The sequence below is a fragment of the Clostridium sp. AM42-4 genome (genome assembly GCF_003480105.1).
GTDB lineage: Bacteria > Bacillota > Clostridia > Lachnospirales > Lachnospiraceae > Brotaphodocola.
Map to the genome: position 1 here is coordinate 118982 of NZ_QUIK01000007.1, position 13751 is coordinate 132732.

Sequence of the window (13751 nt, forward strand, 5' to 3'; positions counted from 1 at the left end):
CGACTTTTTCTACATTTTCTGGTTTCTAAGAAGCATTCTCCGATTCATCATCCATGATTATGAAATAATATGGAACTTCCATGATTGTCCGGATGCTCTCTCCTTCTGTCTTTGATACAATAATCTTCAGACAATAACTTCCTGCCCCAGCATCATCCAGACTACTTAATTGAAATACATTCTCTTCTCCAGACGCATTCAATTCCTGATGGAATATCGTATCAAGATATTTATTATCATCCTTCTTCCAAATTGTTGCTTCCACCTTATCAGCATCTTGATAAATGATCGTAAGCTTCAGTTCGCCATTCTTCGCATACAATCGCTTTTCTGTTTGAATCTTAACAGACGGAAGTTCCGTTGCATTCCTGGTCAGAGTTAATCCCGTTTTCTGCGCAAGCAATTTCCCTTTGAAAGAAGTATCCGTATCTGCGGAAGCCGATACATATAATTCTGCTTTTATATTGTCATATGATTGCCCTTCAAAATAATACGTATCTGACACTAAGCGCAATGTGATCGATTTGGAATCCGAAGTTTTTGAGATTTCATCCAACGGCACCAGAAACTCTCCGTGCTCATTTTGCGGATATACAGTAATATCGCTTTCATTTTCCTGAACTTCAAGTCTCATATCTTCTGGAATCCGGTCTGCCTGGTCCGTAGAAACTACAAGTCCATATGTACGCCCCGCCCACATGGAAAGATCCGATGCAGAAAGATTATAAGCAGCAGTTAACTTCAAACCTTGCTCATTCTGACTGTCTGAACTGTCTTGTGTCAATGTAAAACTCTCTCCAGACTCTCTCGTGATATTTGTACCTCTCTTTAATTCAGGAATGGCAGTTTCTGTATTACCGGATGTGCCATCCGAAGCATCACCTGTGTTGCCTGTATTCGGAGTAAATACCAGATTCATAAAGCTTCCACCATTTTTCATTGAAGATTCTGTTTCCTGGGTCTCCGCGGTATTTGTAAAGTCTACAATGAAACGATAACTTTTCTTCATCACATCCGAATTATCCGTCGGATCCGAATACATTGAACCTGAGTCAGCTCCCATTTTATAAAATTCGTTTAAGTTTAAACTACTTTCCGCCGCAAGCTTCGTATCTGCTTTATAATACCAATAATCCGGCACCGTATTTTGATCCGCACTCTGAGTCTGCATGATGATTGTAGTTCCCGCCGGAACAATCTGTTCAAATTTCAGATAAGGTTTCCTATATTCTCCAGCTTGCCGGTTGCTTACATCAAACTGTGCCGTGAATGCGGAATCAGCTCCAATAGTCAGCGTTTGAGAATCATCTATTCCATCAAAATCATCAAAATAGGTACCAGCCGCCTGTTTTACTTTCATCTCAGCATTCGGAAGCACACCTGTAATTGATACTTCTACACTCAGCTGGGATTCTCGACTAATCGTCGGAAGTATCAGATAATAAAGGTCTTTCAAGTCTTCATCAGCCCCTGCACCATATTTCTCAAACGATACACCAGAATCAGTTCCCGAACTATTACCTCCTACTGCTACAGAATACTGGAAATTCTTTTTATGATATCCCTGATCAATCTTCACACGGTACCATTTTCGATAACTGCCAGAATCATCAGCAAAACCAGAAGGTGCTTCCGATGGTTCCACAGTAATACCCGGATCCATAGTAAAATGCACCTGTGCATTGCTGCTTGTGTAAAATCCGGCATCCAATGCCTCTGAAGCAAGATAGTTTTTCGTTTCTCCATAATATGCTGAAATGCGGCAGTAAACTTCCGAAGAAAGTCCTCCACTGATGGAAAACTGATTTGGATTAGTCAGTTCATCACTTCTTATCTGAGTTATTTTTTTGATAACTCCGTTTGCGGTGTATTCCAGTTCATAAACAGGAATGCTGTGATAATCATCTGTTTGCGGATCTGTGCCCACTGTGATCGGGTTAATCGTCAGTTTTGTTCCAGTATTATCATAAGAATATACTAATCTTCCTGTCGGGGCTTCCTGCTTTGCCTTTGCAATCTGGTAATTGATCCAGATTTTCTGGCTATCTTCTGCAGCTGTACCAGATCCGGCCTCAATTTCTGCCCGGTACTGGCCTGCTTTTCTCGGCAGTTCTCCAGAATTCAATAGCTGAAATTCTCCTGTATTATTCAGCGTTCTCCAGGAATAGGCAATAACCGGTTCTGCTCCGCTCCATGTATCACCTTTGTAGCTGAATTTAACCGGATGGTTATTTTTATCATAAGTCACATTCACTGCATCCATGATTATTTCCGCAGTATGCGCTCCACAGCTGCAAATCTGGATCAGACCATTTTTCGTTTCATTGACCTGATATGATTGTTTTTCAGCAGGATGCAAACATACACTCCATTGTGCATACAGATTGATCGTCGCACCATTTTCCTGGGACAGTCCATTATCAATCTGTTTTCCATCAGGATAAGCAGTACCGGTTCCATCCATTTTGGTATTCCAGCCATCAAACTGGTAACCCGTGCACTGATACACATTTTTCGAAAGTGTCAGTTCTTCACCGACGGTACATGGCAGATTTGCCATTGTACCGGAATACGTAACACCCAAAGGCACATTCGAATGAAATACAACCGTATACATATTTCTCTGCCAGATTGCATAGAGCGTTAAAGTAGGATTATCTAAGATTCCCGTATCCGTCAGCCTAGTTCCTGTACTATAGCTATTCCCCTTCCCGTCTGCTTGCGTATTCCATTCAAGAATGGTCCACCCACCATGCTCAAATAAGGAAGCAGCAACTGTTTTATCAGAAATATCCGAATACTGCCTTGTAATGTAATCTCCGGTTGGGGTTGTCCCATTTCCAGTGAAATTTTCCATATAATTCACACGGTAAACCACATTTTTACTATCCTGCACACGTTTGTCAGAATATCCATTCTGGCTGTCTACCATAATCCGGTCTTCAAAATATGGGTTTCTCATAATTCCAGAAACCGTTACGGATCCGCCCTTCTCAATCAGCATGGAACCAGCCATAGACACATTTCCCTTAACAGGATCTTGACTAGCTTGTGTATAACCTTCATCCCCGATTTTCACGATTCCGCCTTCTACTTTTAAAGCATTGCTGCGCGATTCGCCTTTGGCTTTATTTCCATTCTCGTGTAAGCAGTAAAACTCAATGACAGAATCCTTACTACCATTCACATAAAACGCTCCGCCAGAAGTTCCCGCTGTATTATCTTCAATCACAGGACAGGATGTATGGTGATGTGTGGGATATTTTTCATATAGGAAATCAAACCCGTCAAATTTTCTGTCATCCAGGTCCGAAACAAAATGGTTCTGACAGGTTCCAACCACAATATTTGCCTTCTGCGATGTACTTAATACTGCGATGGCACCACCTGATGTGTGAGATGAATTATTGCTGATCATGCCGCTCAAAATGATTACTTGTGCTTCTTTCTGATCTGCATTTACATAAATGCCGCCACCCGCTCCACCAGATGTTTTGTTATATGTGATACTGCCTTGATACATCAGGACATTGCCATCTTCAACCGCAATTCCTCCTCCTTGCATCTTTGCCGCATTGTATGCAATGGTTCCACCATCCAGCGTAACCGATCCACTGGATACATAAACACCGCCTCCGCTCTGACTAGCCGCATTGGTTCCATTTACTGAGCCAATTGCACCACCTGTCATCTGGAAGTCACCTTCCAGAACCGCTACACCGCCGCCATAAGAAGCTTTGTTTCCGACTATTGAGATCTTATCACTGTTTTGCAAGAAAGAACCATACTGGATACAAACAGCACCACCTTTTCCTGAAGCTGTATTTCCAGACAACATAACAGTTCCTTTACATTTACTATCTAAACCAAAGCTTGCATCATTCTCATTCTCTGTTCCTGCAATATAGATGCCTGCTCCATTTGTTGCACTGTTTCCAGTAATATTTACTGCAGCAACAGGATTTAACGTAACATTCTGCTTATCAATGTAAATACCACCACCATTTTCTGAGGCTGCATTTCCTGTCAAGTTTCCATAATACAAATTGGGGGTTCCGCCTGCCAGATACACTCCAGCGCCATTTACCGCACGATTCCCAGAAATAGCAGTTGTCTGAGACGTAGTTTCCCCGTCCGCCGATTTGCCCATTGAGAACGTTCCGCTTTGCAAATAAGCTCCACCACCATTTTGCAGCGCTGTGTTATTTTCAATCATTCCACCGGATACTTTCAGATCACCATCTGCCAAGTATACGCCGGCGCCATCTTGTTCCGACTGATTGTTTCTGATATATCCTCCCGTAATATCGACAGTTCCATTTTCCAGATAAACGGCCCCGCCGCAGCCAGATGTACTTGTAGACATATCATTCTCAACAGATGTCGTTGCAATACAATTTTCAATGACGCCTTCTCCTGATAGCGTAAATGTTCCAGACTTCATGTAAACAGCTCCGCCCAATACGCCCGTTGCGTTTTTTATTGTTCCGCCACTGATCGTGACTCTTCCATTTTTATCATCCAGATAAACAGCCCCTCCATTTGCCTGTGCACGCTCATATCCAGCGCTACTTAAATTCTGATTGTCAATGGTTCCGCCTGTCATTTCAAACGAACAGTGTTTATTTTCATCGCTGTTTGCAAGAACAAACTGTCCCTGGATTTCGCCACCGGAAATTTCAGCAGTCGCAAAACCAATCGTACCACTCCCATTCTTTCCTCCACCGATCGTTCCGGTTTTTATGGTTCCTCCTGAGATTTCAATACCTGCTTCGTCTGTTCCGTTCTCATCTGTACTGGACTTTGTTACTGCTCCCGGAGTACCCGTTACACTGTCTCCACCACCAATGGATGCGCAATCCAGATTTCCTCCGTTGATCATCACCGAAGCATCTCCTCCTGCTCCGTTTTCGGCGGAACCGCCACCAATCTTACCGCCATTGCAGTTTACCGTGCCACCGGAAATAGTTACGACCGCCGATCCGCCTTTCGCATCTCCCCGGCTTCCTCCACCGCCAATACCAAATGCACCTAATTCATTGGTAGATGATGAATCATACTTATCTGTAATCTTGGAGTAGTTCACACATTCCACATGTGCTTGGCCACTGATCGTGATATTTGCAGAACCACCTTTTTTGCTTTTGCTCGTGCCTCCTCCGAGCGCATTGGTCATAACAAAACTGTCTCCGCTAATTGTAATATTCGCCTGCGCTGCGATTCCATCATAGCTATTACCACTGCCAATTGCATTTCCGTAACGGGCATAGGCTTTTACATAGCTATCTCCTGAAATCTCAATATCTGCAGAAGCACCATCCTTCTGAAATGAACTTCCACTGCCGATTGCTACTCCTCCATAATTATCAGTTCCAGGTCTTGAATAATATTCGTAGTTTTCCGCATACACCCTGCCGCCTGTGATCGTGACTTTTCCACGACCTCCACGCTCCTGCCAACCGATTCCGCCTCCAATTGCCGCACCAGTTCCACAGCAGATTGCAGTAATATCACCACCTGTGATCGTAACTTCTCCATCCGCATTTGCGCCACCGCCAATTGCAGTTGCACAGTTTTGTTTCGATGTCAATACACAAATAGTTCCGCCTGAAATAGTTAAGCCAGTCGTTCCCTGACTTCCATTTTGATAAAAGCCTCCAATTCCTGCTGCAGCCCAGTTATCTCCTAAACCTCCAGTTGTTCCCTGAGCTACATAGTTTATTATCTCTTCTTTAGATTTCATCTTTCTGGGTATGTAAAGTTCTCCGGTTGTACTTCCAGAACTTGCATAACTATCAATCGTCAGTGCAGAATTCGTATTATTATTCGTTAGTTCTTTATTACCTGTCCCATAACTAATACATTTCACCTGGTTCGTCCCACGAAGCTGCAACACGATTTTTTTAGTTGCACCGTTCGGCGCATTGATATTAATAATCCCATTCGTGCTAACTCCATCTAGGATAATTGTTCGCTCTTCCGTGAAATCTCCTGTTGCAACAACTCCGTTCGAAACCTTTGTTACCGCATCACTTTGCGCAATCCGGTATTTCGCACCATCCTTTCCGAACGGTACACTAACCTTTCTTCCATCCTGACGTGTTCCTTCCAAAGAATCTGGTGTCAGCGTGACAGCACCATTTGCCAGATTTACCGTTGCTATATTGCTGACCGCAATATAGTTTCCCAACCCAGGCGTAAGAAACGTCACCTCACCTTCTTTTTTCTCAGATGGCTGCCCAAAAAGAGTGATAGTTCCATTTGCAATTTTGTAAATTTCTATCGACTCATCATCGGACATAATACCGCAATCGGATACTGTAATTTCGCAGACCCCCGGTAAATCTCCATCAGAAGCATTCTCCGCTGTAATGCTATAAGCAAACATAACGGTCTTAGCTCCGTTATAATATTTTTCCTCCTCATCGCTTAATAAATCGACTTTCAATTCGCCAGGATCTGTTCCATTGCCTTTGATCGCAACTGAACCTTTTTTTCGTTCCCATGTTACTGTACCAAGTTGCAGTTCTGCCGTCCTTGCAGATCCAATGAAATAAGAAAAACCTTCCGTCAGGAAACTGGCGCTTCCATCGTCTTCCACCTCACCTGATAGACTGCTTGGTGTCTGCATATTTCCGTCTTCATCCACTTTCACATGGGTAATCAGCAAATCTTCATGATACTCATCTTTTGCATGCAGGATTTTAACCTTCACTGGCTGTTCTGGCTGATACTCTTTCCCGTCTACCCAGAGGGTAATGTCATATGCAAAGGTAATATCTCCTTCCGGAAGCTGCAGTTCACTCAGAGTTTCTTCTGATAATGGTTCCACTGTTACCGTGGTCTCTTTGGGCAGAATTCCAGTAACAGAAACCAACTGATCCGGGTCCTGAATCGTAATGACCGCATCAGGATTGCTCATATCCAGACCAACATAAACTGCCAGTTTTTTCATGGTAAATCTGACCTGGCCTTCGTTATCCATCGTAAAATCCAAAGACTGTGGAACTGAGACTGAATCGATCGTTTTAGTTTCTCGTTCACCTGCTGCATTTGTTTCTGATTCATCCTGATCTATCTGGACTAGCTTCAATTCGCCGCCCAGAAGCTCTGTATTATCAATCTGAACAGTCAATGCATATTCTGGCTCATAGCGGTTTCCGCGCAGCCAAAGGGAAATATCATACGCGAACACAGGCCGTCCGCTGTTCAGTTCTACTTCTTCCAGTCCATAATCCTGAAGTTCTTCTTCCGTGATCACTTCTGCCTTTAAGCTGGTACCGATTGGAAGTTTTCCACTGACCGTAACCGGTTCGCTGTCATCTTCCAGAGTTAACTGCTCGTATTCTTCGGCATTGGATGGACTTGCATTTGATACCGTCGCATTCGATCCACTCGCAAGCGTCCATTCCTCATCCTCATCTTCGGCATTGTCCGGTGTATGCTTGGCATTGGATGGAGTTGCATCACTCCAAAAGTCCTTTTCTTCATCCGTAATGGCACGTACCCCGGAAATCTGATTCGACAAGAGCACACTTCCTAACAGGCAGACGATCAGAACGACCGCACTGATCTGTCTCCATTGTCTTTTTTTCTTTAAAATCTCAATGAGTCGCTTCATTCATTCGTCACCTCCTCCACCGTTACTGCATTGTCTATTTCTGCATGATCCGTTACAGTAGTTACTGTAGCTTTATAATTTTTTTCTGCATCGGATTTAAAAAAACGGAATACATGAGATGCATTGGATTTCAGATCTATCAAGTCAGATTGACTTTCTCCGGAAGTATCCGTTACTGTTAACATATCTTTCATAGGGGAATCCGTGTTATCCGGAATCAATCCAACTGCTTGATTGATTAACCTTATCTTCTTTGCTTTATCTGCAGTCCACACCGTCACCTCAATATAGTTTCCATGATCGGTAACCGTTGCCTGAAGTTCTTCGTTTTTCTGCTGCACACGAATGATTGCTGATAAGGTCTTCGTGTAAGGTGCAGTGGCTGTTGCTGTTACCGTATAAGTTTTTCCCTGTTCAAGACCGGAAATGGTAACGGTTTTATCGTTTGTTTGACCATTTTTGCCTTCACCTGCTGCAATTTTCTCGCTAAGATTGGTCCCCTGCAACAGTCTCCCTGCCTCATTCCCATTTGCCGATTCCACATGATCAGTTTCTGCCGTGTTTTTCTGTTCTTCTTCCCATGTAACCTCATACGTAATTGGTACATCTGAATACCTCAGCTGATCTTCGTGATTCATCAGATGAAAGGTAAGCGTTGCTGTTCCATCCTCGTCCAATGCCGGAATTTCATGCACACCTCCATCCAGCACATCACTAGAAAAATAAAATTCTCTAGCAGTTATAGCGTCATTATATTGCGATGTCTGTATATATTTTGCATATATCATAGAAGCACCAAAAGCCAGAATGCATACCACCATCAATGGCATACGCATTCTGGCAATCTGATCCCAAAATTTTGTCGCACACTCTTGCTTTTTCTTTTGTCTCCTCATACACTCTCATCCCCTAATCTGCCTGAACTGCCTCAAATATGATGCTGACCAAATCGGTTTTTCCCGCATTCGATGCGTCTTTTGCATTCTCCGCATTCTCATCCCAACTGATACATGCGTAATACGTATGAGTTTGCGGGAAATTTGTATTCGAAGCAGGTTCAATCACGGCACTTCCATTCGATAATTCATTTTTATCTTTATCAGTTATAGAAACCGTTAATGGCCAGTCTTCATATTTACTCTTAAGACTCAACTGACAGGAAATTGATACTTCACTTTTATTCGTTACCTCTATCTTATAATAAATCTTTTCTCCAGGTGCAATTTCAGCTACTACAGGCCCCGTTTCCTGCTTCCATACACCTTTATTTGTTACATCAACCTCAAACTTCGCCACCCGCGCCGTTGAGCTTGCTGTCGCTTCTGACGTATACTTTGCATACGTCCCACAAAGTGACCAGGAGGTGAGCAGCACCATCGATGTCAGGATCACCAGCAGATGTCCAAGCCATCTCTGTTTTCTCTCATTCTTTCCCATAAACTCCCTCCCATCTGCTTTTTTGCTTTCTATATTGTCTTTACTTCCGCTATTTTTTCTTTGCTTTTTATCTCTTAGCTTCTTTTATCTCTTTGTTTCTTTTATTTTTCGTTTCCCCTATTTGTTCGTTTCCTCATCATCCTGCTTTAACCGCTGGATTTCTTCTTTGATTTTCTCCAACTCTGCCGCATCGGTATCGCTCTGTTTGCGGAACGATACCTCAATCAGAAAGATGGTGCAAAGAAACGCTGCCATCAGTCCGACCGGTGTTTTCAGGATGCGAAACCAGGTTCCCACAAATGGGATGCTTCCCACGGAGATGCCTTTGATCTGGCTGACTGCAAAGGGCTCGTCCGGGGCGTTGTTTGCATCGCCCTGAGTCGTTACCGTCTCACCATTCATGTCGATAATGCGGTGTACCACCAGACTTCGTCCGTTCTGATACACTACGATATCGCCAGTCTGGTAATGATCCGCTTTTTTTACGATCAGCAGGTCTCCGGCTGAATAGGTTGGCTCCATACTGCCGGAAAGTACGACCGCCGCACCGTAGCCGAACGGCATCGGAAGCGGATCGCCCATGACTCTTCCGGCATTGACGAAATAGATCTGCAGACCCATCAGCAGTCCAAGCAAAGCCAGAACCAGTCTGCGGATCCAGATGCTCCGGATGCCCGATGTTTTATTTTTTGCAAGGTTGCTTTCCAGTTGCCCGGGTTCTTCCTGCCTCATCTCCAGTTGTTCTTTTTCTGCCTGATCTGCTTTCTTGCATTCTGCTTCGGTATGTTCCACTTCTGCCTGTCCCTGTTCCGTCATATGGTGTTTCCTTCCCAGTCATGGTTTTCTTCCTGCTGCTTTTTCTATCTATTTTCTGATTTTTCTCCGCCCTCGACAGTTCCGTATCTCTCAATTATGCTATCGTTTCATTCTGCTTTACTGCTCGACGTGGATCACCAGCTTCAGCTTATGATTTCGGTCTGCACTGACAGCCAGATTTGTGTCGTAATCATCTGCAGACTGACTATTTCCGGCACTGTCGTTTCTTTCGTAAGGCCAGCGCCAGCGAATGCTGTAGTTTACATTCTGATTTGGCTGAAGAGTCACAGAAAATGCTTTCAGTTGTGCTGCGTCTTTCCAGTCTCCGCTGATTTCCTTGCCTGTTTCATCCAGAATCTTGTATTCCAGAGGAAGCGTTCCGCCATTTTTGCTATTGGCTTCTTCTTCCACCGTAACTGTCATGTAAGTGATGCTTTTCATGGTATTACGGATATAAAAATCGTAACGCCCTTCAATACCCGGATATAAGGTTTCATAAACCTGATTACCACCCAGATCGGTAAAAAGATCAATCGTAGCCGTCTGCTTCCAGAGTTTTCCGGTCTTAACATCACCGATCTCCACAGAACCAGATTCCTCCGTTGGTTTCGTCGGTGTTGTGTTTCCAGAATCACCGGAGTTACCGGAACCGCCTGAACTTCCCGAACCACCAGAGCTTCCTGAGCCACCAGAGCTGCCTGAGCCACCAGAGCTGCCTGAACTTTCGGAATTACCAACGCTTCCAGTTCCACCAGCAGTTTCTGCATTAGTTTCATTTTCCAGACTGCCGGATGATGCTGAACTACCCATATTTTCTGTGTTTCCCAAAGTTTCGGTACGATCCGAGGTTTCTGAACCCACCTGGTTTCCTGCTCTTTCAGAGCTTTCCAAGTTTTCTAATGTTTCTGCACTGCCGGATGTTCCAGAATTACCGGATGCTTCTGCATTTCCCGTATTTCCATTGTCACCGGTATTTCCTGCATTGGTTTCATTCAGGATTCCGATATTTTTACTTCCTGCATTCCCATTTCCGATCAGATCACTGTCCGTTTCCCGAATCAGGTAGGCATTGTTTCCGTAGTCCGGGATATTTAAGATGGAATCATCCGCCATCGACACGGTCTGGTCCGGCCGGAGAATGATACCGTTTGGAAGTGTGATCTGCTGCGTGTTTCGGTCAATTTGGGTCTGGTCCTCCAATATAAGGATTCCATTTGGATCCAGCGTAATACCAGACGGAAGTGCCGGAACGCTTGCCGCATTTTCATTTGGAGGCAGATAAATCTGTTCCGGCAACAGGATTCCACCATTCGCCAAGGCGATGGTTCCGTCCTGCAGCATATAGTGTCCCGATGCAAAGACCGCCGCTTCGCCCTCTTTCACCTGCACACTGGCCGATGAAGTAAGAACGCGTCCCTGTGTCAAGGCCGCTATTGTCTGATCCGCATTTATCGTTAAAGTCTGCTCCTGCTCGTCCAACTCCATATCCACATCCAAAAGGATTGTGTTGATCGGAATCTCAAACTGAATCTGCTGATTCAGCTCCCTCATTGTTACATATTGGAGAGACGGATCTTCCTGTTCTTCGATCTGGAACTTCATCGATGCTTTCTCGTTCCCGGAAGCATCCAGTACAGCAATCTGATGCTCACCGTGCTCCACATCGTAGAAAAAGAAAGAACCATCTTTTCCCGTTACCGTGTTTTTCGGCGTACTGTGAAGCTCTACGGTATGTTCACTGCACGGCATACCATTCGTATAACGAACCACTCCATAAATGGATAATGTTGTCTTGGTTTCTTCCTCCGGCTCAACCTTAATGGTCTGCCGGTTTGGCTCTGCCTGCTCCCGGGCCTGCTTTCCAAGGTGGTAGATGAGGCCGCAGGAAGACATAAGGATTAGAAGAAATAAGATAACGGCCAACAGCAAGATGCGTCGGTTTTTATTCTTTTGTATTTTCTTTGGATTTTGGCAATCCGGTTGTATTTTCATAGGCTTTCCTGCTTTCCTGGGTACAGTTTACGTCAATCCCTATCTCACCCATTCTGCTATATCATTTCTTCGCTTGTCGATTTTTCAGATTGATTTCTGGAAAATCGATAAAGGAAGAAGTGAAGATTGTTTCTTCGATTTTTTTGATACAAGCCCCGGTCACGACGGGGCTGGCATCAATTCTATGACATTTTTATAGTACAATCACAAACTATAAGCCAGATATGAATTAATCAACCTGAGTAGCTGTAACTGTAGCGGTTATTGTTGCGGTTGCAGCATCTTTTTGTGCGCCCACACCTAACGTTGTATCAGATGAATCTCTAGTCGCACCAGTACTGTCTGTATAATCCCACTTCCAATATACCGTATAGCTTGCTTTATTATTTTCAGATCCTGTGCCCAAAGATGCTACTGTTTTATTTAAATCGCCTATTTTTTTCGTCCATGTCAACTTGCTGTATTCTGCACCAGTTCCATCCATAATCGCATACTGCAAAGGAATTTCATCCTTATTATTTTCTATAAATTTAATAGTATATCCTGCATTTACCTGAGAATCATTTTCTAACGCTAACGTAATCTGTCCAGAAGTCCCAGGTGCGATAATATGCTTTCCTGTTACATCTGTTACATCTGTTTCTTTCTCCGTTCCACCTGTATCTTTTATTGAACCGAATAAGTCAAAAGTGAATGGATTAGTTCCTGTAATATCATTTGTCGCTGTTACATTCGTACCACCAGCACCTACCTTAAAAGACCACTTCGCCACAGTAGCTGTTGCTGTGCTACTTGCCGTACTCGTATACTTCGCCAGCGTTCCACTGATCACACTTGTGCTTAACAGCGTTACCACTGCCAGTGCGGAGGCTACTCTCATCATGTTGTGTTTCTTCATACGAATTTCCCCTTTCTCTTTTTCAGAACCCTCTCCAAGATTTCTGAATGGCTTCTTTGCCTGTGCTTTCCTTCGCCATGTCTCACAATGGAGGCTTTTGCACGTTGTTTTATTTATTCAATCCGCTGGCGTGACTCCTGCGGAACAGAATCGTAAGAATGCTGGTTACTCTTTGTTATTCTCTTTCTGGTTCTTTTCTTTCTCTGCCCGCAGGCTTTCCAGTTCTGCCAGCAGTGCGTCGGTATCTTTCTTTCTGCGGCGTTCGTAGATGCCCTGGCGGATGAAGTCAAAGCCAAGAAGTAAGATGATCGGCACAACCACGCAGGTGATCAGTCCCTGTGTCGTTGTCATATACATCACTAATTTGCCGAGTCCCGGAATTTTGTGTTTGTAGATGCCAACCAGATTACTGGCCGGTACCGGGTTCTGGTCATCGGCATTGTTGGCATCACCTCTTGTAATCCAGGTTAATGCGCCGTCTTCTGCGGTCTGGATTTCTACGACCCGGTGGGTTACCACGCTGTTTGTGTTGCTCGCCGGATCAAAGAAGGAAATGACATCGCCTGCCTTTACACTTTCCGGATCTGCCTGTTTGCATATGATCAGATCGCCTGCCTCAATGTACGGAAACATGGAATCGGATAATACGACCATGGGACTGTAGCCGCCGACATCCGGTACTGCATTTTTATTAAGATGACTTTTTACGATCAACGTGCAGTTGAGTATCAGGATCGGTGCCAGAATCACACACAGGATAGTTCCCAGTACTGTGAAAAATTTTGAAATTACGGAAGTTTCTTTTTCTTTTGCATCATTCATAGTTGTCATTTACCAGCGGACCAGAGTCTGGTTTTTCCGTCAGGTTCTGGTTTCGCTCCGCGCATTGACGGTCCTCCTTCCCATGTCGTTGTTTTCTTTATATGGTTTTCATTGGTTCAAAAGCTTTTCTGCTTTATCTGCCAGCCACAGCGTTATTTTTTTCCA

At 44.2% G+C, this 13751-nt stretch carries 7 protein-coding genes; all 7 read right to left on the reverse strand.

The features are described from left to right. Window positions 1-25 precede the first annotated feature (25 nt). The 7 genes from DW922_RS07525 to DW922_RS07555 all read right to left on the reverse strand — a co-directional run bounded on the left by DW922_RS07525 (window position 26) and on the right by DW922_RS07555 (window position 13586). On the reverse strand, window positions 26-7261 hold the full coding sequence (locus DW922_RS07525; RefSeq protein ID WP_195715025.1) for an InlB B-repeat-containing protein: 7236 nt from the start codon (window positions 7259-7261) through the stop codon (window positions 26-28). A 356-nt stretch (window positions 7262-7617) separates the two neighbouring features. After that, the gene (locus tag DW922_RS07530; protein WP_118726215.1) at window positions 7618-8517 is read right to left on the reverse strand and encodes a hypothetical protein; all 900 of its coding nucleotides are present in this window, start codon (window positions 8515-8517) and stop codon (window positions 7618-7620) included. A gap of 13 nt (window positions 8518-8530) precedes the next feature. Further along, the gene (locus tag DW922_RS07535) at window positions 8531-9058 is read right to left on the reverse strand and encodes a hypothetical protein (RefSeq protein WP_118726216.1); all 528 of its coding nucleotides are present in this window, start codon (window positions 9056-9058) and stop codon (window positions 8531-8533) included. A gap of 117 nt (window positions 9059-9175) precedes the next feature. Further along, window positions 9176-9874, reverse strand: coding sequence for a signal peptidase I (locus tag DW922_RS07540; protein WP_118726217.1), 699 nt, complete (start codon window positions 9872-9874; stop codon window positions 9176-9178). A 117-nt stretch (window positions 9875-9991) separates the two neighbouring features. Next, window positions 9992-11866 carry a pentapeptide repeat-containing protein gene (locus tag DW922_RS07545; RefSeq protein WP_118726218.1) on the reverse strand — a complete coding sequence of 625 codons (1875 nt, stop codon included), beginning with the start codon at window positions 11864-11866 and terminating at the stop codon, window positions 9992-9994. 229 nt (window positions 11867-12095) lie between these two features. Next, window positions 12096-12764 (reverse strand): hypothetical protein, encoded by a 669-nt coding sequence (locus DW922_RS07550; protein ID WP_118726219.1) that lies wholly within the window; start codon window positions 12762-12764, stop codon window positions 12096-12098. A gap of 165 nt (window positions 12765-12929) precedes the next feature. Then, window positions 12930-13586 (reverse strand): signal peptidase I, encoded by a 657-nt coding sequence (locus DW922_RS07555; RefSeq protein WP_207666299.1) that lies wholly within the window; start codon window positions 13584-13586, stop codon window positions 12930-12932. Window positions 13587-13751: the final 165 nt, after the last annotated feature.

Excerpts from the sequence above, each read along its gene's own strand:
- DW922_RS07540 (WP_118726217.1), bottom strand. The coding sequence starts at position 9,874 with ATGACGGAACAGGGACAGGCAGAAGTGGAACATACCGAAGCAGAATGC.
- DW922_RS07530 (WP_118726215.1), bottom strand. The coding sequence starts at position 8,517 with ATGAGGAGACAAAAGAAAAAGCAAGAGTGTGCGACAAAATTTTGGGAT.
- DW922_RS07550 (WP_118726219.1), bottom strand. The coding sequence starts at position 12,764 with ATGAAGAAACACAACATGATGAGAGTAGCCTCCGCACTGGCAGTGGTA.
- DW922_RS07555 (WP_207666299.1), bottom strand. The coding sequence starts at position 13,586 with ATGAATGATGCAAAAGAAAAAGAAACTTCCGTAATTTCAAAATTTTTC.
- DW922_RS07545 (WP_118726218.1), bottom strand. The coding sequence starts at position 11,866 with ATGAAAATACAACCGGATTGCCAAAATCCAAAGAAAATACAAAAGAAT.
- DW922_RS07535 (WP_118726216.1), bottom strand. The coding sequence starts at position 9,058 with ATGGGAAAGAATGAGAGAAAACAGAGATGGCTTGGACATCTGCTGGTG.